The organism is Nibribacter koreensis, assembly GCF_039541795.1.
Lineage (GTDB): Bacteria > Bacteroidota > Bacteroidia > Cytophagales > Hymenobacteraceae > Nibribacter > Nibribacter koreensis.
This window is the reverse complement of sequence record NZ_BAABGX010000001.1, coordinates 606,472-625,657: the sequence shown is the minus strand read 5'-3', so window position 1 is coordinate 625,657 and position 19,186 is coordinate 606,472. Positions and strand designations below refer to the sequence as shown.

Below are 19,186 nucleotides of genomic sequence, written 5' to 3'. Positions count from 1 at the left end.
ACCATTTATATTCTGGCAAGTAAAAGAACAGACGCCTCAGAAACTGAGAATCAACAGGTTCCCTTTTTCTTGAGCATATGAATGTTTTACCAAACAGAATACAACTATGAATACCCCAAATGATAAAATCCTGGACACCTTAAATGATTTAGTTGAAACTGCCCGCGACGGTAGAAAAGGATATGAGACTGCTGCCGGTGCGGTAGACAACCCAAGAGTAAAATCAGAGCTGGAAAGACTAGCGCAGCAGCGCGCCTCTTTTGTAAGCGAATTAGAAAGCAAAGCCCAACAACTGGGTGGCAGCACCTCTAACACTACCACCGTTGAAGGCATTGCCATGGAGGCAGCCGGCGCCGTACACCGCGGCTGGATCAACTTAAAGTCTGCCATTAATGGTCATGACAGTAAAGCCATTCTAAGCGAATGCGAGAACGGCGACGAGGCAGCCTTAAAAGCCTATAACAACGCTTTAAATGACACTGCCCTGCCTATGGATGTGAAGAACATCATCCAGAAACAGCAGCAGGAGATTCAAACGGCTAAACAGACTATCACCAGCCTGAAAAATGGCATCTAAGACTTGGATATAGTACGTCTCTTTTTGAGACAGAGAAAGCAGCCTTTAAGGCTGCTTTTTTTATGCTTTCTCGTTAAAATCTGGTAATATCAAGATGAAACGATATTGCCTAATATGGGGTTATATATCCAGCGGAAAGACCGCTATCTTTCACCAAGCCTTGTTGCGTGTACGCCATCATAGACATAGAAACCACTGGTAGCCAACCTTCAGATGACAGAATCACAGAGATTGCTGTTTTCATTCATGACGGCAACCAGGTGGTAGACCAATATTCTACGCTCATCAACCCGGGCAGGCCCATCCCCTTCTTCATCTCACAGCTCACGGGCATTACAGATGAGATGGTACGGGATGCGCCCAAGTTTCATGAGGTGGCCAAAGACATTGTACAGATTACCGAGGGGAAGGTCTTTGTAGCCCACAACGTGCGCTTTGACTATTCCTTCCTGAAGAAAGAGTTCTCTGACCTGGGTTTTAACTACCAGCGCAAGACCTTGTGCACGGTACGCCTGAGCAGAAAGCTAATGCCCGGCTTGCCCTCTTATAGCTTAGGTAAACTCTGCAAGAGCATTGACATTCCCTTGCAAATGCGTCACCGTGCCATTGGCGATGCAGAGGCTACGGCTGTCTTGTTTGACCGTTTGCTTAAGATTGACCAAGCCAAGGTAGACGCCGACCAAGATGATAAGCTGGACAGCGGTTCATCTTTGACCAAAGAAATTAAGACGTCTCTGCTGCCGCCTAACATCTCCAGGGAAATGGTAGATGCCCTGCCCTTAGAGGCAGGCGTGTATTACTTTCATGATGAGCACGGCGAGATCATCTACGTGGGCAAGAGCAAGAGCATCAGAAAACGGATCATTCAGCATTTCAGCATAGACTTTAAGAGCAAGAAGTCCATTGAGTTCAAGAACCGCATTGCCAGCATTACCTATGAGCGCACGGGCAGTGAGTTGGTGGCCTTATTGTTTGAGTCTGATGAGATAAAAAAGCGCAAGCCCTTTTATAACCGTGCCCAGCGCCGCAGCGTCTACCATTCTGGCATCTTCACCTACACAGACCAGAACGGCTACCTGCGCATGACCTTCCAGAAGGCAAAGACAGAGAAAGCCCCGGTCATAACGCTGGCCAACCAGTTTCAGGCCAAGAACTTTCTGTTTAGCCGGGTGGCCAAGTTCAACCTCTGCCAAAAGCTGTGTGATTTATACAAGTCCAATGGGGCTTGTTTTGATTACCAGGTACACCAGTGCAACGGCGCGTGCATAGGCTTGGAACCACCCGAGGAGTACAACAAGCGCGTGCAGGAGGCCTTAGACGCCTTCAAATATGACCATGACAACTTTGTAGTAATTGGCAAAGGCCGTCAGCCCGATGAAAAGTCTGTAGTGGTGGTAGAAAACGGCTCTTACCGTGGTTTTGGGTATATAGATGAATCATTTAGTGCCTCTACGCTGGAAGACTTTTTGGACGTCATTAAACGCTACAATGACAACAAAGACACTCAGCAGATTTTGCGTGGCTATCTACGTACTAAGCATTCAGACAAGGTCTTGATTTTTTAACCCCGTTTTTGGCCTGTTTTTCAGAAAACAGGCCAAAAACGGTGATTCTTTCTAATGCAGTCTGTGCCGTAACAACCAACCTTTGCCCGTAAATTCTTTAGCCAAGGGTGCGTACTCTTTTACGTCTACACCTTTCACGTTAGGGTATTGGTTGCCATCTTCCTCATCCATCACCAGGATTTTTTGACCAGAGGGTTTCCAGGTGTCGTCTGCTTTCAGTTCATCTTCTTCCTCGCCGCCGTAAAGGCTTATCTTAATCAGGCTTTTTCCTTTGCCTTTTAAATGAAAGGTATCTTTTTCGCCTAGCCCAAAAATGGAGAGTGAGCTTGTCTCTTTTGGATAATATGTTTTTTGATGAACCAACTGCAGACTGTCTTTCTTGCCTTGGGCAAACACTTGCACTGTCACGTTTCCGTTTTCTTCTAGGGTCACATGAAAGGCGTCTTTCGCGTCAGTGCCGGGTAGAAGGACCTCTTTGTTGATGAGTTTGTAAAAGGCTTTGGCCGCGGGCTGCAGATCTGCTCTCCTGGCTTTCAATTTGGCTGCAAACTCTTGGGCAGACAAGGCCTGGATCTGAGGAGGCCACTGCGCTATGGCCTGGTCAATGACTGCGTCTGTCAGCCTACCTTCCAGTTCTTGCGCTACTTCTTTAAAATCCTGCTCGTTCAGGTAAGCCAGAAAGTAAGAGTCCATTCTGCGGGAGCTTTTGGTCAGGCCATTGACATTGTTGTTGCTGATGGTGTTGTCAAAACTCTGATAGTTGGCTTTAAACAAACTGATGAGCGAGGTCAGCACCCCGTCCTTGAATTTGAAGAAGGCATGATCGCGGTCTCTGGGAATGGGCTCAAAAGTGGTTTTGTTGCCTTTCTCATGGACGCCCCAGCGCCATTGGTCTTCCCTCCGGCTCCAGTCACTCAACCACATATCAAAGAGCCTGGACCGCAGGTAGCGCCTGGCGTCTACCTGATAAGATGGGTCTTTAAGTAGCTGTTCAAACGCTTTTCTGGAGCTGGCCACTTTCTTAGGATTCCCGAAGCTTTCCAGGTCTGGCCACGGTCCGTCCGGACGCTCTTCCAAAAGCGCCAGCTGATTGGCGAAGGCTCCCTGAAACTCGCCCAATTTGGGGTCATCTGCAATATAGACCAGAGTCGGGTTGGTATGGTAGACGTGGGCGGCATCTGCTAAGGCAGGTACTAGGAATGCCCCGTACGGATGAATTACGCTGGTCTGGTCCCGCATTAGGTTGGCCACAAAGGTTTTTCGCCAAAAGTCTGGCAGGGCCCGGGCCGGGTCCTTGTCTACTGAGCGCAGCACAAACTCATTGCCGCTCTTGTCCTTCAGTCTGAGAGTCTTGGTCTGGAAGCTTCCGCCCTGCTCTAAAGGAATCAAGCCGCCCCTCATCTGGTCTAAGCGCATGACGGGCACCTGTACGGGTTCTGCCCATACTTTGCGATAGTGTCTGCCCCACCAGAACCTATGGAAAGGATTTTTAAGGTACTGCGGCCCGGCAGCCACCGTGACCATGGTATCATTTTGAGCGTGGGTTTGCGTGGGGAAAAGAATCCCAGTTGCTAAAAGAAGGAAGAGCCCCAGGAAGGGGGACCATTGACGGCGAGGGTGCAAGGTATGGGCGTATTTCATGAATACGTACTTATACCAGAAAGCCTCTCTGCAGGTTTTGCCTACAAGTCTTTGCTGCTACTTTAAAACCTTGCAAGGATTGCATTGTTCCGGCATAGACAACCTTTCCCCTCAGCTAAAAGTATAGTCATTGGCGAATATTATTAGAATGCATAAATACCTACTTTCTTTTTTTGTAGCGGGACTGCTCATGATGGGCTGTGCCAAGAAAAACTATTTTCAGGAAACGGCGCTGGTGGGTGACGTGGTCACGCAACCAGGGGCCAAATGGGACTCTGCCCTGGTGGTAGCCGGTAAACAATATGACAAAGGCTGGTGGCACCGTCTATGGTGGGGAACTCATTACCGCAAGGTTTGGGCCCAACCTGTCACACTGCCTGTTTTAGACTTAGACAATATGTACGGCGGGCTCAAGGCAGATGAGAGAGGCGGCGGATTTCAAACTACCAGCCTTACCCTTTTAGACAAAGAAGGGAAAAAGTTTGCGCTGCGTTCAGTAGACAAAAACCCCACAGAAGTGTTGCCGCCGGGCCTGCGTAAAACGTTTCTCACCAATATTCTCAGAGACCAGACCTCAGCGGGCCTCCCCTACGGCGCCGCGGTGGTTTCTGCCTTGTCCATAAAAGCGAAGATTCCGCATAGCCACCCGCGCTACGTGTACATACCCAAAGGCGTGAAAGGCCTAGGCGAAAACACCCCTGATTTTAGGGACCGCGTCTTCTTGCTGGAAGAAAAGTTTGACGGCGAAGAATCCCTGACCCAGTACTTCGGGAAGGCCAAGGATTTAGTGGACTCTGAAGACTTCCTGGAAAAACGATTCACCGAGCACGGCCATCTGCCAGATCAGAAAGCTTTTGCCAAAGCCCGCTTATTTGATGTTCTCATTGGCGACTGGGACCGTCACCAAGGCCAGTGGCAATGGGCCGTGTATGAAAAAGAGGGCAAAACCACCTACGCCCCCGTACCCAAAGACCGTGACCAAGCCTTCTTTAAATTTAATGACGGTATTGTGCCTTGGCTGGCCAGCAGAAGCTGGGCGCCCCTTAGCAAAATGAAGACGTTTAAGCCAACCGTCAACTCTGTTACCGGCTATTTGCAGAACGCCCATTTCATTGACAACCAATGCCTGAATGAAGTAACCCTGGAACAATGGCAAGCCCAGGCTCAACAACTGCAAAACCTCTTGTCAGACGCTGACATTGACAAGGCCGTCACTGCCTTCCCTAAGACAGTCTATACCTTAACAGGCCAGGAGATTGCCGCCAAACTCAAAACCAGAAGAGACCAGCTGCCTCAGATTGCCCAACAACTATACGCGCACTACGCCCAACACGTACTGGTACCCGGCACGGACCAGGAAGAAAAGTTTGTAGTGGAACGCCTGGAAGACGGCCGCACCAACGTAAAAGTCTACCAAGTTCCTGCAGAGGACACCAAAAAGCCTGTGCTTACTTATGAGCGCACTTTCCTTCCGGAAGAAACCAAAAGCATCACCTTACACGGCCTGGGTGGTAAAGATGAATTTACCCTTATCGGCAAAGCCAACAAAGGCATCTTGGTCAACATCTATGGCGGCGTAGCCGAAGATGAAGTGAAAGACGAGTCTTTGGTGAAGGGCCCCAGCAAGAAAACCAGGGTCTATGACACCCGCATAGGCATTGAGGTAGAAGGCGGCAAAGAAACCAAGGTCAAAAAAACCAGAGACGTCTCCATCCATGCCTTTGACCGCGAGGGGCTTTAAGTAATTAATAATTAGTAATTAAGAATTAATAGCTGGGGTATTTTTGGCAGGTCTTTAAGTATAAAAATTCTACAACTCTCTACCGCAAGCTTGTGGTTTGAAGCAAAAGAGGATAAAGTGTTTTTGGCCTGTCTTCTGGGAATTAGGCCAAAAACGACAGATCTCTCCCGCCAGCCTTCAGCTTGTGGGTATAATGGAGCAAGTTTAAAAACTTGCGTTAACCCAAAAGCAAGAGACGCAAGTTGAAAACTTGCCTGAATGAGTAGCTCCAAGCTGCAAGCTTGAAGCAGGGAAAAGAGAAAGCGTTTTTGGCCTGTTTTCCGTTAAACACGCCAAAAATTTTTGATTCGCGCTTAGCATGTACCTGACTAGTTAACCCACAAGATCTCACGGCACAAGCCCGGGATGTGTCACTTCTAGGATGACAAATTAATGAGTGATTGAAAGATTTAGCTATTGAGTGAGTGCTTAGAAAAGTTGACGGCTAAAATGAGCCTAATTCCTAATTCCTAATTCCTAATTCCTAATTCCTAATTCCTAATTCCTAATTAAAAACTTCCACCAGCTGTTGTCGCGGCCGTGATGGTAGCGGGTGAAGGCGTTTTTTATCAGGATTTTTTCTGAGGCGGTGTTACCGGTTTCGGTTTCTGCCAGGACGGCTTTTATGTCTGGGCGGCTTTGGCACCAGGATAATAAAAGTTGGACGGCCTCACTCATAATGCCTTTGTTCTGGTAGCGGTCATAGGTACCATACCCTATTTCAACCTGGCCTTCTTCGTCGGGGGCGCCTTTAAAGCAGATGTCTCCCACCAATACGTTCTCTAGCTTCAGGACGATGGACCAAAGCGTGTAGTAGAAAAAATCTTCTGGGTGTTTTTCTACCAGGGGCAAAAAATGACGCTGCAGGCCGTCTTGCAAGTCTTGATTAATGTCTTTGGGTGAGTAGCCCACGCCCAGTTGCCTTTCTAAGGAACCATCGTTTAAAAGATACAAGTGCAGCTGCTCTTTGGAGAGCGGCGTTAAGGCAAGGCGTTCATTTTCAACCAGAGGCATACCCGTACTTTTTAAAAAGGCAATAGTATGGGGGAGGTGGTGCAAATGCGTTTTTGACCTGTTTTACAGAAAACAAGCCAAAAACGACACCAAAGAATCTGACACTACTGTACTGCTTTGAGCATCTTCATGACAAACTCTTCGGTACGGGTAAGATAAGGATTCTCTTTCTTCTTTTTAGCATTGTGCTTGCGCAAATAATCAATCAGCTTGTCTTGCTTGAACAAGTTGACCACTTCTGGATGGATGTAGTATTTGCTGCAGACAGTGGGCGTGTTGCCCAATTCCTTGGCCACCATTTTGACGGCCTCCTTCACAGAGGTCTCCTTTTCAATTTCGGGGTGTTGGTCTATGACGGTCTCCAAGCACTCTACCATGGTGACGGTGCCGCCCCAAGTCCTGAAATCCTTGGCCGTGAACTCTTCTGCGCTCAAGGACCTAAGGTATTCGTTGACATCGCCAGATTCCAGGGTCTGCCGGTTGCCATCCTCGTCATAGTACTGGAACAAGTCATGGCCCGGTATGTCCTGGCACTGCTTGACCAGGCGGGCTAGACGGCGGTCTTTAATGCTGATCTCATGCTTAATGCCTTTCTTACCCACAAACTCCAGCTTTAGATTATCGCCTTTAATGGTAGCGTGCCGGTCGCGCAAGGTGGTTAGCCCAAAGCTTTTGTTTTCCTTGGCGTAGGTTTTGTTCCCTATCCTGATGAAGGAGTTGTCCAGCAGTTCTACCACCACGGCCAGAATCTTACGCTTTTCAAGTTTCTTTAGGCGCAGGTCTTTCTTTACTTGCTCTCTAATACCCGGCAATGCTTTGGCAAAGGCCATCATGCGGCCAAACTTGTTCACGCTTCTGGAATGCTGCCACTCTGGATGATAGACGTACTGCTTGCGGCCTTTGGCGTCCCGGCCCGTGGCTTGGATGTGCCCGTTAGGCGAAGGCGAAATCCAGACGTCTGTCCAGGCCGGCGGAATCACCAGCTTCTGTATTCGCGCCAGGGTTTTCTCGTCGGTAATTTTCTCGCCTTTGGCAGAATAAAACTCGGTTTTCTTGCCCTTTACTTTTCTAGAGATGCCGGCCTTGGTGTCTGGCAGATAGCGCAGGCCAGCCTGCTGGGCAGAAGCCGCCACGTCAGCATACAAAGCACCCGGAGTCATGGAGTTGGTCATAGCAATGGAGTAGAATGTCACCTCTTAAACTACCTTAGGCGGTAAAAGTTATGGCTATTGTTTTTGGCCTGCTTTCTGGAAAACACCCCAAAAATGAGACACTCTTCCTAACAGGCAGAAACAGGATGCTTTATCTTTCTTGGCCTCTTTGCGTACATAGGGCACAACCTATATCCTATCCTATAAAAATCTAGTATCATGCGCCAGAATTTTCTTCGTCTTGCATCTTTCTGTCTTCTCTCTGGTTCCTTATTGGTGGCCAGTTGCTCATCAGACAAAAACGGCGACCGCGTCATCTTTGGCATTGACAATGACGTAAAGTTGGGCGCGCAGGTGTCCCGTGAGATTGATTCTACCTACCGCGCCAACGGGCAGCTGCTAGATCGCAATTCATCAAATGCCGGCGTAAGAAGAGCGTACACGCATTTAGATAAGATGGTGTCCAGGCTGTTAGAATCTGGTGCGGTAAGCTATAAAGACGAGTTTGCCTGGGACGTAAAAATCATCAATGATCCAGAGAACTTAAACGCCTTCGCTACGCCGGGGGGTCACATTTATGTGTTTACGGGGCTCATTAAATACCTGGACACCGAAGACCAATTAGCCGGCGTATTGGGCCACGAGATTGCCCACGCAGACCAGCGCCATACCGTTAAGCAACTGCAAAAACAATATGGCATCAACTTTCTACTTTCTTTGATTTTAAACGAAGGTTCTGGTGAGATGCAACAGATTGCCGGTCAGTTGGCAGGACGTTTGGCGGGGTTAAAGTTCAGCCGGGATTATGAGCGCGAGTCAGATGACTATTCTGTGAAATACCTGGCAGCCACTAAGTACTATGCCTGTGACGGCGCTGCCGGTTTCTTCCAGAAGATGCAGTCCCTGGCGCAGGCCGGCAACGTACCCGAGTTCATTAGTACCCACCCCAACCCAGACAACCGCATTGCAGAGATTCAGGCCCGGGCCCAGGAGGCGGGTTGCAGTACCACGCCGCAGTCTAAAGCCAATTACAATCAGTTTAAGCAAGACTTAGGTTTGTTGTAAGTCCTGCCCTTCGTTTTTGGCCTGATAGCTGGAAAACAGGCCAAAAACGAAGCTAGCTTGATGCAGACGTATTGTCAAAATATCCTTCCTCCGCCCTACTCCGTATTTCTTACAACCGTATAATGACGCCTCTCTCTATGCAAGACTGGAAAAAAAAGCTTAGTAGTTACTTAGAGAAAACAGATGATTCTCTGGACCTGATGATGCAGCGCCTGCGCAACAGCTTAAATCTGTACAAACCCTTGCACATTGTCCCTTACAGAAGCTATGGCACAGTAAACCGCTTGTACCTGAAAGGGCGCGTGTTGGCCAACAAAGGCGTCACCTCGGCGGCAGACAATGACTCCCTCTGGAAGAACCTGGAAAACATGTACCGTCGGTTTGAGAGTGACGAGGTGCGCGACGCCACCATCAAAGTGAATTTTCAGGAGCAGGAGCATACCATCTCCACAGACCGCGAAGGCTACTTTGTCTTAAACATTGAACCTTCTACGCCGCTGGAACTAGAGGATATCTGGCACGAAATGGAAGTGGAACTGCACGCTGCAGACATCTCTTCTTTTGAGCCCGGCGTCAAGGCGAAGGCCCACGTGCTGGTACCGCCGCCAGACGCTGAGTACGGCGTCATCTCAGACATTGATGACACCATTGTCCTTACCTCAGCCACAGACGTGCTGATGATGTCCAAGCACGTCTTCCTGAACAATGCCCGCTCCCGGCTTCCTTTTGCTGGCGTGTCTGCGTTTTACAGGTCCTTGCAACTGGGCAGAAACGGAAAGCGCAACAACCCCTTCTTTTATGTGAGCAGCAGCCCCTGGAACATGTATGACCTGCTCCATGATTTTCTGGACATCAATGACATACCCGCGGGACCCTTGTTGTTGCGTGACTTTGGCCTGATGCAGAACAAGTTCTTTGGCAGTGACCACATGAGCCACAAATTCAAAGAAATCCAGAACATCCTGCTCACCTACCCGCACTTGAATTTTGTATTGATTGGTGACAGCGGCCAGCAGGACGCGCCCATCTATAAAGAAGTGATCAAGGAATTCCCCGGAAGGATCATTTGCGTGTACATACGTGACGTAGAATTGCCAGACCGCGCAGAGATTGTGAACGTAATCACCGAGGAATTGAAAGGCACGGTAGATATGATTCTAGTCAAAGACACAGCCACCGCTGCCCAACACGCCGCAGAAACAGGCCTCATCTACCAGGAAGAGGTACAGAAAGTAGAAGAGCAGAAAGACATTGATACCAGTGACGCCCCTGGTACCACCACTACGCAACCCCCCGCTCCCATCAGCAAAGACACCAGGGGGAGTAGGAATTAGGAATTAGGAATGGTAAACGTCGTTTTTGGTCTGTTTTAAGGAATTCAGGCTAAAAACGATGTATTGTTTTAAACCACCCTCACAGGCTCCCCACAATTGTAGGTTTTAAGGAAGCAAGTTTGCAAATAGAAACCTGCTCTCTTTTTGACCTCTAACCACGCAAATTGAAACCAACCTGCCAGGTTAGCTTCAATAGGTCAGCTTGAAGCAAAGAAATGCAGAAAACCGTTTTTAGCCAGATTTCTGAAAAATAGGCCAAAAACGGTTTTATGCATTTAGCCATTGCCTGGCTAGCTTGCCACCAAGATCCTTTCAGGATGACAAAATATTGAGTGATTGAATGATTGAGAGAATGAGTGAATGAGTGAAAGAGTGAAAGATGTTAGAAGCCAGGGAGAAAAATCGTAATTCGTAGTTCTTTTAAGAGGAGTGATCAGCTACGATTTTCCATTGGCCGTTGATTTTTCTGAAGACCAGGGAAAAATGGCCGCCTACGTCGCCGATGGTTCTGGTAAGGTGCCATTTGCCCACTACAAAGAGGGCGTCATGGCTAATCACCTCTGTCTTAAGTAGCGTAAACTGGAGTTGCCCCATGGCCTCCTTGTTGGGATAACCTTTCTGATAGTTCTCCAGGGTTTTCTGCCAGCCGTAGGTGGGACCGCTTTTGCCAATGAAGACCAGTGAGTCAGATTGCCAATAGTGCGCCATGAAGCCTTCTAAATCTCCTCGGTTCCAGGCTTGGCTTTGTTCATCCATGATGCGGTTGATTTCTGGTTGCACCGCAGAGGTAGCCGGCATTTTAGGGGCACAGAAGCTCAGGCCAAAACATAAAGTTAGCCCTGTCCAGAATATCAAAAAGGGAACGCGTGTTATTTTTTCCATTGCAGCCAATTTTTAACGTATTCTGTTCCTCCCAACCGACCCATGTTGCGCACTATGCGGCGCCGGTTGCGTAGCATATACCCGTTTGGGTCTGCCACCGAGTATTTGATGGGATTAGGCAATGAGGCTGCAATGAGCGCTGCCTGTTGCCGGCCTACTTTGTCTGGCGTGGTATTGTAGAACTTTTGACAAGCAGCATGCACGCCAAAGACGTGGTCCCCCATTTCGGCTATGTTTAAATACACTTCCATGATGCGCTCCTTGCCCCAAAGTACTTCAATTAAAAAGGTAAAGTACATCTCCACGGCCTTGCGCAGGTAGCTTCGTCCGTGCCAAAGAAACACATTCTTGGCCACCTGCTGACTAATGGTGCTGCCGCCCACGGTTTTCTTGCTGGAGATGTTGGTTTCAAACGCCTTTCTGATGGCCTTAAAGTCAAAGCCGCTGTGCGTGAGGTAGAGTTGGTCCTCAGAGGCTATGACGGCCAACGGTAATTGCATGGACATTTCCTCCAGTTCCACAAACTTGTACTGGATTTGCTCGGTCTTTTGGTTTTTGGGGCTGGGCTCAGAGCGCTTAGAGAGCATGTGCAAGGTCACCGGCGGATCAATCCATCTATAGGCCAGCACCCACAGCACAGACACCAGAAACAGCGTAATACACAACTTAAAGAAAAGCCGCCGGGCGTCTGCCCACGTAAAAGAAGAAGAGCTTTGGTTTTTGGCCATGGTACCTGTACGCCAAATTGCGTTTCCGCTATAGGTTTATAGACAAAAATAAAGAATTAGTGTGAGCTTGCAGGGCGTCTTGCTAAATTAGTCCACCGTAGAAACCTTCAATAGTCAGCCATGAGCAGATTTCTTCCTATGTTTCCGTTGAACATCGTGGTCTTTCCGGGTGAGAAATTGAACCTGCACATCTTTGAGCACCGGTACCGCCAACTGGTCTCTGAGTGCCAGGCCAATGACAGCACCTTTGGCATACCCGTGTACCTTGAGAAAGGCGTGGCAGAATACGGCACTGAGATCAAAATCCTCAGCATTGAAAAAAAATACCCGGGCGGCGAGATGGACATCAAAACCAGAGGCATGGGTATTTTCAAGATTAAGCACTTTCATAAACAGATGCCCGGCCGCTTATACGCCGGCGGCGAAGTGGAGGAAGTTCCCTTACATTTAGAAGATGCGCCCCTTGAGCGCCAGAAAATTGAAGAGCTTCTTAAAAAATTGTACCACGCCCTGGGTATTCAGTCACTTATGCTCACGCTGGCCAAGGATTTTAAAGCCTTTGACATTGCCCACCACATTGGCATGTCCATAGAGCAAGAGTACCAACTACTTATCTGCCCTACAGAGCAAGAGCGCTTTGAGATGATTCTTGCCCACCTCTCCGTCATAGTTCCCATTGTCCTTGAAACAGAGCAGCTAAAAGAGCGGGTTAAACTGAATGGGCATTTTAAACAGCTCCTGCCGCCCAACTTTTAAAAGCCCTTGCAAGTACACTGTGTAAGATATTCCCCTGCCCAGCACCATGCTCCAATACCTAGTATATTTTTTAGTGACGGCTTTTGTGGTTTGGTTGCTATGGACCTTTATACGGGAGCGCAAGTACCGGAAAAAACCATTCTACACTTTAGCAGATATTGGCTGGCGCACTCAACAACCACCCCCAGCACAAGAGAAAATCCACTCTATTGCCTTGGTAGGTGATATTGGCAATGCAGGTACGCCGCAAGAGGACCCGGTCCTTAAAACGCTGGAGGTTTGGTTGAAGGAGGTGAAAGAGCATGCCAGCACTGCCGTTTTCTTAGGGGACAACATTTATCCTGTGGGCCTACCACCCCAAGAGCACCACCGCCACGCACAAGCCGTTAAAAAGTTGACGGACCAGCTTTCCCTTTTGGCTAAATACCCCACCCGGGTCATTTACCTAGGAGGTAATCATGACTGGAACAAAGGCAGAAAGAACGGCCACTCCTACTTGCTACGGCAGCAAAAATTTGTGACGGAGTATTTAAATGACCAGGAAGCGTACCTACCCAAGGACGGGTGCTTGGGACCCGTCACCAGAGAACTTAATGAGCACCTGCTTCTGGTGGTCATCAATTCACAGTGGTGGGTGCAGCGGGGCTTTAGACCATTAGGGAGCAAGTTTGGCTGTTCACTTGAGCTGCCCAGCGACTTTTATAAGCAAATGGAGGAAATCCTGGCCGCCAACCAACACCGCATGGTGGTGATAGCCGGTCATCATCCCTTATACAGCAACGCCTTGCACGGTGGTAATTTTACGGTGAAGCAGCAGTTGTTTCCGTTGACGTTTGTGCACAAGCGAGCCATGATTCCTTTGCCAATCTCAGGTACGCTCTATCAATTATACCGCAAGTACGTGGGCGCCGCCGAAGACATGTCCTATCCTCCTTTTAGAAGATTCAAGAAAAAGTTTTTGAAAGTCTTACACAAATACCCCGGCAGTTTTTACGTGGCAGGCCATGACCACAACCTACAGTATTTTCAAGTGAAAGGCAGCCATTTTGCCGTTAGCGGAGCTGGCAGCAAAACCAACTTTGTAGCCAAAGGCGGACGCGCCACATTTACCCATGAGAACAAAGGCTTTATGGTGCTTGACCAATATCAGAACGGTGAAGTATGGCTAAGAGTCCTGGAACCGTCCTTAACAGATGACGAGGTGCCCATCCTAGCCTTCCAGAAATGTATTTACAAAGCTAAGCCTCTGGTTGTTCAGGGAGCCTAGGCAACAACACCTTTAAGGTTCTGGGCTGCACGGTGATAGACAGCGTTTTGACTGTCTCAATCGGCTCGCCGTCTATCTGTACCTGCGCCTCGTCATGGTTTTCAATCACGGCTTCCTGGCAACTGTAGCGTTGCGTGTACACAGAATCATCAATAGAGTCTGTATACAAGCGATAAAGGATTCCCAGGCTAGAGGTTTTAGGAAAGGGCTCCATCACGCACACTTCAAAGGATCCGTCATTGATGATGCCATTGGGGTTAATGGCAGCATTGCTCCCAAACGCTTTGGCATTGGTTACGGTAACCATAAAGGCATCACCGTCAAAGAGGACTTTCCCTTTTGATTTGATGGTGTAGCGCTTGGTGGTGTAGCCCATGAACTCCTGCATGGCTATCCAGGCATACGCCCCTGGCCCCCGGGTTTCGCCTTCATCAAAGCGCTTTACCACCAAGGCATTGAACCCCATGTCACAGATATGGATGGAAATCTGCCCATTTACGTCTAAGGTGTCAATGGCTTTCACCCTGTTCTCTACCAATACCTGCATGGCCTCATCAAAGGTCTGCGGAATGTCCAGGTCCTTAGACAAGCCGTTGCCAGAGCCTTGCGGTATAATACCCAAAGACACGTCTGTTTTGATGATTTGCTTAGCCACCAAGCTAACCGTGCCATCGCCGCCCACGGCCACCACCGTCTCTGGCTGGAATGCCTGGATCTTGGCCTTTAACTTCTCCTCATCCTGCTCCCCAGACGTCTTGTAGAATTCGGCGGTAATCTCTTGCTGCAGGCAAAAAGTGCGCAAGTTCTCTTCAATGTCTAGCTTATCAATATCCCCAGAAATGGGGTTGACGACAAATAATATTTTCTTCATTTTAAGTATGGCAGTACATATGAGTCAATTCGTTTTTGGTCTATTTTCCAGAAACAAGGCCAAAAACGACAAATATTTTTACTGAATAAGCCCTGAGGGCACTCCGTTGCTAAACTGTTCTGCTATGGCTTGCTCAATTCTAGCCACGCGGTTCTCTGGGTTGGGGTGGGTTTGAAAGAACTCTGGCCCTCTGTTGCCGCCGCTTCCTTGAGACAGTACCTGCATAACGGCTATCATAGCCCTGGGATCATACCCTGCCTGCGCCGTAAAATTGACCGCCAACTGGTCAGACTCCAACTCATCTTCACGTCCGTAGCGCAGGTTCATTAGCTTACCAATCATGGCCGCCGCAGCCGCACCACTGGCGCTAGAAGGGTTGTTAGGGTCATAAGTGGCAATGGCTGCGGCGCCAGAAAGTCCTTGCGTCAACTTAGATTTGGCCATCTGCTCAGCTGAATGCCTGGCAACCACATGACCTATCTCATGTCCTAATACGCCTGCCACCTGGCCTTCGGAGCTTAATTGCTTTAGAAGCCCTGCAGTAATGAAAATCTGACCGCCTGGTAAGGCAAACGCATTGATGGTGTTTTCATCTGCCAATAAATGAAAGTCAAACTGATAAGGCGTCTCTTTGGCTTTGGTGCTTTGTACAATACGCTGCCCTATTTCCTTTATCCTGGCAGCTGCCTCACGGTCCCCGTGCAAACCACCGTATTGGGCCGCCATTTCTGGGGCGGCCTGCAAGCCAAGAGCAATCTCTTGTTCTGTGGTCATGTCTATGTGCTGGGTCTCACCGGTCACAGGGTTGTATTCTCTATTGCACCAATAGGTAACCAAGGAAAAGGCGGCAATCAAAATGCCTATGATGAAACGCAAGGGGGTTTTCATTTTATAAACTTTTCAAGTCGGTACGTCTAACTAGAATTCTTAGTGATTCTAACAGAAATATGCGACTTTTAAAATGAACGGCTTTTCTGTAGGTTGGTTACGTATTTACCGCAAGCCTTCTGACCAAAATATTTTGCAGATATAGCTCACTTTCTATATCATTTATATTGCACATACGTAAGAAGCCAAAGAAGCAGTATTCATGCTTCTTCTCACTAAACAAAGAAACTATGAACCTGAAAAGAACTTTCGGCGCAATCTTGACAATCCTAGGGATTGTTGGCGTGATTTGGGGTGCTTATGCCTTTTTAGCGGGCGGAGGATCTGTAGGAAATATCTCTGTCAACCAGTTTTCTGCGGCGGTGCCGTTTGTGGTTGGCTTAATTTTCTTCTTTACCGGCATTAGCCTGGTAAAAGCCACCAGAGACCACGCGTAGAAACATCTATTACCTTATAAAAAAGAAGAGGCCGATTCATTACTGAATCGGCCTCTTCTTTTTTGCCCTTGCGTGGCTATTCTTATCTACTTAGCATCTCTGCTTGTCTTTTCATGATTTGAGACTCAAAGCTCTTGATGGCGTTGTCTGGGTTTAAGTAAGCTGACTGGTAGTTGGCTTGGGCGGCATCAATATACAGGCAGGTGCCATCTTTGATTAATTGGACCACCTTGGCGTTAATGTCTGTAGGCAAGGCAGGGCAACCGTGGCTTCTGCCTAATCTACCATGCTGCTTTACAAAAGCCTCACTCACATAATCTGCTCCATGCACCACAATGGCCCGCTGGTAGGCATTGGTATTGTAATTTCTGTCAACCCCCTCCATCTTCAAAGAAAGACCATGTTTGCCGGTGTAGGTGTTTTTAGTTACATAGAAACCTAAGCTGCTCATGTGCGAATTCTCAATATTAGAGAACTTAACAGCTCTGTCATCTCCAGAACCTCTGCCATGGGCTACCAGGCTATGGTAAAGAACCTTCTTCTTGTCCATGTCAATAATCCATAGGCGCTTCTCGCGGCTAGGCTTATTGAAGTCAATCACGGTCAAAAGGTTTTTGTTTTTATTCAACTTGCCCAGGTCCTTCAAATTAAAGTACCCTACTGCCGCTCTCTTGAAAACATCATAGCTAAGGTCAGCCTTCTTCAAGTCAGCATCATCATATAGGTCTTCTAAAATCTTATCTATGGAGCTGCCTTTCTTTGTATCAGACACCAGGGCGGCGTCTGCCAGAGTGGCTACTGAAGGAACGCTTCTATACTTAGAAGGATCACTGGTAGCTGGAGAAACGAAAGACAAAATTGACAGGGACGCAAGTGCAAGAATTATTCTATTCATATCTAAATTCTTTCCAAATTTCGACTTTATAACGAATTAGCTTCCTACTTTTGTTCCGTTTGGTCAAAGATAAACCGGTTTTCTTTCATTACCAGTGGCTTGGTCCTAAAATGTTTTACACTGAAAATCTTACTGATTCTATGAGAGCCCCTATCACGGTACGCACTGTCCAACAATTACTTATAGCGATTTTTTTCTCGTTAAGTTTGGCGGCCTGTTCCTCTAGCGCAGAGGAATTTAATTTTGATGACAAGACCTGGAAAAACGACTTGAACGGGTGTAAGGGAGAGCGCATGAAACTAGCCCCACAGGTAGAAGATTTCAGGATGAAGCTACTTACCAGAAAAGAGTATGTGATACGGGGATTGTTTGGCAAACCAGACGCTGAGGAACTGTTGGAGCGCAGTCAGAAAATATACATCTACTACATTACCCCTGGGCCTAAGTGCAAGGACGCCTCTATGGCAGGCAAAGATCAAAAAGCCCTTACCGTGCGTTTTGACGCCTTGGGCAAAGTGCGTGAGATCATGGTGCATGACGCCTACTAATGTTTGGGCAAAAAGAAGGCCGCTCCAAGTAGAGCGGCTTTCTAGGCAAGCGTCAAATGTTAGTTTTTCACTTTCTTTTTAGTAGTTTCTGTCTTAGTCTTTATTTTGTTCGGCTCAATCTTAGTTTTACCGTCTGCTGTCTTGATTTTGGTTTCATTGGCAGATGACTTATAGCGCACAGAGTCTGTCTTCAGCTTTTCAACCCCGTCTTTAATCTTCATCTCACCAGAAGCTGACTCCATTTTCATTTTGTCATCTTCAATCTTGGTTTTGTTGTCACCGTCTTCAATCTTCAGTTTGCCTTCTTCAGATTTCACTTTACGGTCGCCTTCTTTTATTTTTTGCTCACCTGGCTTCATTTTCTGCTCCATGTCGCCTTTTTTGTATTTGGTGACATTGCCTTTGGTGGTAGAGTCTGTATAAATACCAGTGCCAGCATTGGAGCTAGTAGAAGACGTGGTAGAAGTGCTTACTTCTGCAGTGCCTACTGGTCCACCTGAATTGGTGGCTCCTTCGACTGGAGCAGCGCCTGAGGGGCGTCTGCCCATCTCAATATAGGCAGTAAACTGCTCTGGAGACAAGATAGAAGCAAACTCCTCATCCAATTGGGAATCAATCTCCTTTATCTTGGCTTCGCGCATCTGCTGGTCATTGGAGTACATACGCTCCACTTCTGAGTAGCGGTCAATTCTGGTTTGGTTGAGGGCTTTGATTTTGATGTACTGGCCTTCGTTCAATTTAAGGTCATTATACATTTGACGGGCCATCTCAGTGGCAGTCATAGAAAGTACCGCTCTGGTAGTGGCAGCAGTACTGGTTAAATTGGTTTGTGCCTGAGCAGTAAACATTGCTCCTACAAACAAGGCAGATAGTAATAACTTTTTCATGATATTTGACGCTTAGGTTAGAGACTGGAGAAAACAAAACTTGCAGTTTGTTTATATATCCTTTAACGCCACCCACTCATCAAAGTTATAGGAATTTTACAATTTTGTGATTGCACTATTTGTACTAATATCTTCTCCTTCCTATCCTTATTTCTAGTATAATTTTACTACAAACAGTCTATCAAGCACTATATCACCTCTAGTAATCAGGCTTTTATATTCAATAATAGGTATACAGTATTCTTTAGCGGCACACAATTCGTTTATATTCTACCATATCAAGAACCTCACACATGGCTTTACCCCTACTAATCTTTCAATTTTAGTTGTATAATAACCTGGGTTATGGCACTGTAAAACACAAAAAAAGCCCGCTCTTAGTAGAACGGGCTTCTCTTTGGCAGGATAGCATCTTAGGAGTCTGACAATTTGTGGTCTGGTCTCTTAAAGAATTGCATGGCTATGTACCCTACAAAGGCCCCGATCACCACCCCTAGCAAAAGCCAGATAAACGCTACAATCCAAATGCCTTGTTGTTCGCCGTAGGTATTGTCTGCCATATATGGATAGGAGAAGGCGCTGTCAAAGGCAAAATTAGAAATTACATGGAAAATGGTGTAGATCAAGGCGGCTACCAGGCCTACCAAAAACCCTACGCCAATTCCTTCTAAGTAATTGATGTGGCCATGCTTGACGGCCTTATGATGTTTAATGGCCAGCACTACGCCTATCACTAAAATCACCCCCACCAGAAAGTGAAGGCCTACATTTTCTATCTGCCCAATTACCTTAATCAAGATAATATACACTATGGCGGCAAGCCCCGTCAAGAAGCCATAATATGTGCCGGTTTTTTGCACCGTTGTACCACGTTGTTCCATGTCTTAGTTTTATTTTGGT

Annotated in this window: 19 protein-coding genes; 9 read left to right on the top strand and 10 right to left on the bottom strand. The window is 47.6% G+C overall.

Annotated features, from left to right (window positions below; genetic code table 11):
- Positions 1-106 precede the first annotated feature (106 nt).
- Both ABD880_RS02655 and ABD880_RS02650 read left to right on the top strand, forming a co-directional pair.
- Complete coding sequence (locus ABD880_RS02655; RefSeq protein WP_345162052.1) at positions 107-577, top strand: ferritin-like domain-containing protein; 471 nt, start codon at positions 107-109, stop codon at positions 575-577.
- A gap of 167 nt (positions 578-744) precedes the next feature.
- Positions 745-2,142: an exonuclease domain-containing protein gene (locus ABD880_RS02650; RefSeq protein WP_345162050.1), complete on the top strand. Its 1,398-nt coding sequence runs from the start codon at positions 745-747 to the stop codon at positions 2,140-2,142.
- A gap of 51 nt (positions 2,143-2,193) precedes the next feature.
- Here ABD880_RS02650 and ABD880_RS02645 read toward each other — a convergent pair whose 3' ends face one another.
- On the bottom strand, positions 2,194-3,783 hold the full coding sequence (locus tag ABD880_RS02645; protein WP_345162048.1) for a hypothetical protein: 1,590 nt from the start codon (positions 3,781-3,783) through the stop codon (positions 2,194-2,196).
- Between the two features lie 148 nt (positions 3,784-3,931).
- On the opposite strand from ABD880_RS02645, the gene ABD880_RS02640 reads away from it, so the two are divergent.
- Positions 3,932-5,524 (top strand): hypothetical protein, encoded by a 1,593-nt coding sequence (locus ABD880_RS02640; protein WP_345162046.1) that lies wholly within the window; start codon positions 3,932-3,934, stop codon positions 5,522-5,524.
- A gap of 537 nt (positions 5,525-6,061) precedes the next feature.
- Here ABD880_RS02640 and ABD880_RS02635 read toward each other — a convergent pair.
- Both ABD880_RS02635 and ABD880_RS02630 read right to left on the bottom strand, forming a co-directional pair.
- Complete coding sequence (locus ABD880_RS02635) at positions 6,062-6,577, bottom strand: GNAT family N-acetyltransferase (protein WP_345162044.1); 516 nt, start codon at positions 6,575-6,577, stop codon at positions 6,062-6,064.
- Between the two features lie 104 nt (positions 6,578-6,681).
- Positions 6,682-7,770 (bottom strand): DNA topoisomerase IB, encoded by a 1,089-nt coding sequence (locus ABD880_RS02630; RefSeq protein WP_345162042.1) that lies wholly within the window; start codon positions 7,768-7,770, stop codon positions 6,682-6,684.
- Positions 7,771-7,947: 177 nt separating this feature from the next.
- Between ABD880_RS02630 and ABD880_RS02625 the strand changes: the two genes are divergently transcribed.
- Positions 7,948-8,793 carry a M48 family metalloprotease gene (locus ABD880_RS02625; RefSeq protein ID WP_345162040.1) on the top strand — a complete coding sequence of 282 codons (846 nt, stop codon included), beginning with the start codon at positions 7,948-7,950 and terminating at the stop codon, positions 8,791-8,793.
- A 137-nt stretch (positions 8,794-8,930) separates the two neighbouring features.
- Positions 8,931-10,127 (top strand): App1 family protein phosphatidate phosphatase, encoded by a 1,197-nt coding sequence (locus ABD880_RS02620; protein ID WP_345162038.1) that lies wholly within the window; start codon positions 8,931-8,933, stop codon positions 10,125-10,127.
- Between the two features lie 420 nt (positions 10,128-10,547).
- On the opposite strand, the gene ABD880_RS02615 is transcribed toward ABD880_RS02620, so the two are convergent.
- Complete coding sequence (locus ABD880_RS02615; protein ID WP_345162036.1) at positions 10,548-10,925, bottom strand: YybH family protein; 378 nt, start codon at positions 10,923-10,925, stop codon at positions 10,548-10,550.
- A gap of 71 nt (positions 10,926-10,996) precedes the next feature.
- The gene (gene mtgA / locus ABD880_RS02610; protein ID WP_345162034.1) at positions 10,997-11,737 is read right to left on the bottom strand and encodes a monofunctional biosynthetic peptidoglycan transglycosylase; all 741 of its coding nucleotides are present in this window, start codon (positions 11,735-11,737) and stop codon (positions 10,997-10,999) included.
- 120 nt (positions 11,738-11,857) lie between these two features.
- Between mtgA and ABD880_RS02605 the strand changes: the two genes are divergently transcribed.
- Positions 11,858-12,493, top strand: coding sequence for an LON peptidase substrate-binding domain-containing protein (locus ABD880_RS02605; RefSeq protein ID WP_345162031.1), 636 nt, complete (start codon positions 11,858-11,860; stop codon positions 12,491-12,493).
- Positions 12,494-12,539: 46 nt separating this feature from the next.
- On the top strand, positions 12,540-13,760 hold the full coding sequence (locus tag ABD880_RS02600) for a metallophosphoesterase (protein ID WP_345162029.1): 1,221 nt from the start codon (positions 12,540-12,542) through the stop codon (positions 13,758-13,760).
- On the opposite strand, the gene ABD880_RS02595 is transcribed toward ABD880_RS02600, so the two are convergent.
- Positions 13,732-14,631 (bottom strand): diacylglycerol/lipid kinase family protein, encoded by a 900-nt coding sequence (locus ABD880_RS02595; RefSeq protein WP_345162027.1) that lies wholly within the window; start codon positions 14,629-14,631, stop codon positions 13,732-13,734. The genes ABD880_RS02600 and ABD880_RS02595 overlap by 29 nt on opposite strands.
- A 78-nt stretch (positions 14,632-14,709) precedes the next feature.
- The gene (locus ABD880_RS02590) at positions 14,710-15,519 is read right to left on the bottom strand and encodes a M48 family metalloprotease (RefSeq protein WP_345162025.1); all 810 of its coding nucleotides are present in this window, start codon (positions 15,517-15,519) and stop codon (positions 14,710-14,712) included.
- A 230-nt stretch (positions 15,520-15,749) separates the two neighbouring features.
- Between ABD880_RS02590 and ABD880_RS02585 the strand changes: the two genes are divergently transcribed.
- A complete protein-coding gene (locus tag ABD880_RS02585; protein ID WP_345162023.1) occupies positions 15,750-15,956 on the top strand; it encodes a hypothetical protein in 207 nt (68 codons plus the stop codon).
- Positions 15,957-16,038: 82 nt separating this feature from the next.
- Here ABD880_RS02585 and ABD880_RS02580 read toward each other — a convergent pair whose 3' ends face one another.
- Positions 16,039-16,851: a murein L,D-transpeptidase catalytic domain family protein gene (locus tag ABD880_RS02580; protein WP_345162021.1), complete on the bottom strand. Its 813-nt coding sequence runs from the start codon at positions 16,849-16,851 to the stop codon at positions 16,039-16,041.
- A 293-nt stretch (positions 16,852-17,144) separates the two neighbouring features.
- Between ABD880_RS02580 and bamE the strand changes: the two genes are divergently transcribed.
- On the top strand, positions 17,145-17,399 hold the full coding sequence (gene bamE, locus ABD880_RS02575; RefSeq protein ID WP_345162019.1) for an outer membrane protein assembly factor BamE domain-containing protein: 255 nt from the start codon (positions 17,145-17,147) through the stop codon (positions 17,397-17,399).
- A gap of 59 nt (positions 17,400-17,458) precedes the next feature.
- Here the strand turns inward: bamE and ABD880_RS02570 are convergent, their stop codons facing one another.
- Both ABD880_RS02570 and ABD880_RS02565 read right to left on the bottom strand, forming a co-directional pair.
- Positions 17,459-18,286, bottom strand: a complete 828-nt coding sequence (locus ABD880_RS02570; protein WP_345162017.1) for a hypothetical protein — start codon at positions 18,284-18,286, stop codon at positions 17,459-17,461.
- 413 nt (positions 18,287-18,699) lie between these two features.
- The gene (locus tag ABD880_RS02565) at positions 18,700-19,167 is read right to left on the bottom strand and encodes a DUF4199 domain-containing protein (RefSeq protein WP_345162015.1); all 468 of its coding nucleotides are present in this window, start codon (positions 19,165-19,167) and stop codon (positions 18,700-18,702) included.
- Between the last annotated feature and the right edge of the window lie 19 nt (positions 19,168-19,186).

Excerpts from the sequence above, each read along its gene's own strand:
- ABD880_RS02590 (WP_345162025.1), bottom strand. The coding sequence starts at position 15,519 with ATGAAAACCCCCTTGCGTTTCATCATAGGCATTTTGATTGCCGCCTTT.
- ABD880_RS02595 (WP_345162027.1), bottom strand. The coding sequence starts at position 14,631 with ATGAAGAAAATATTATTTGTCGTCAACCCCATTTCTGGGGATATTGAT.
- ABD880_RS02655 (WP_345162052.1), top strand. The coding sequence starts at position 107 with ATGAATACCCCAAATGATAAAATCCTGGACACCTTAAATGATTTAGTT.
- bamE (WP_345162019.1), top strand. The coding sequence starts at position 17,145 with ATGAAACTAGCCCCACAGGTAGAAGATTTCAGGATGAAGCTACTTACC.
- ABD880_RS02565 (WP_345162015.1), bottom strand. The coding sequence starts at position 19,167 with ATGGAACAACGTGGTACAACGGTGCAAAAAACCGGCACATATTATGGC.
- ABD880_RS02625 (WP_345162040.1), top strand. The coding sequence starts at position 7,948 with ATGCGCCAGAATTTTCTTCGTCTTGCATCTTTCTGTCTTCTCTCTGGT.
- ABD880_RS02605 (WP_345162031.1), top strand. The coding sequence starts at position 11,858 with ATGAGCAGATTTCTTCCTATGTTTCCGTTGAACATCGTGGTCTTTCCG.
- ABD880_RS02645 (WP_345162048.1), bottom strand. The coding sequence starts at position 3,783 with ATGAAATACGCCCATACCTTGCACCCTCGCCGTCAATGGTCCCCCTTC.
- ABD880_RS02635 (WP_345162044.1), bottom strand. The coding sequence starts at position 6,577 with ATGCCTCTGGTTGAAAATGAACGCCTTGCCTTAACGCCGCTCTCCAAA.
- ABD880_RS02570 (WP_345162017.1), bottom strand. The coding sequence starts at position 18,286 with ATGAAAAAGTTATTACTATCTGCCTTGTTTGTAGGAGCAATGTTTACT.
- ABD880_RS02620 (WP_345162038.1), top strand. The coding sequence starts at position 8,931 with ATGCAAGACTGGAAAAAAAAGCTTAGTAGTTACTTAGAGAAAACAGAT.
- mtgA (WP_345162034.1), bottom strand. The coding sequence starts at position 11,737 with ATGGCCAAAAACCAAAGCTCTTCTTCTTTTACGTGGGCAGACGCCCGG.
- ABD880_RS02600 (WP_345162029.1), top strand. The coding sequence starts at position 12,540 with ATGCTCCAATACCTAGTATATTTTTTAGTGACGGCTTTTGTGGTTTGG.
- ABD880_RS02615 (WP_345162036.1), bottom strand. The coding sequence starts at position 10,925 with ATGCCGGCTACCTCTGCGGTGCAACCAGAAATCAACCGCATCATGGAT.
- ABD880_RS02580 (WP_345162021.1), bottom strand. The coding sequence starts at position 16,851 with ATGAATAGAATAATTCTTGCACTTGCGTCCCTGTCAATTTTGTCTTTC.
- ABD880_RS02585 (WP_345162023.1), top strand. The coding sequence starts at position 15,750 with ATGAACCTGAAAAGAACTTTCGGCGCAATCTTGACAATCCTAGGGATT.
- ABD880_RS02640 (WP_345162046.1), top strand. The coding sequence starts at position 3,932 with ATGCATAAATACCTACTTTCTTTTTTTGTAGCGGGACTGCTCATGATG.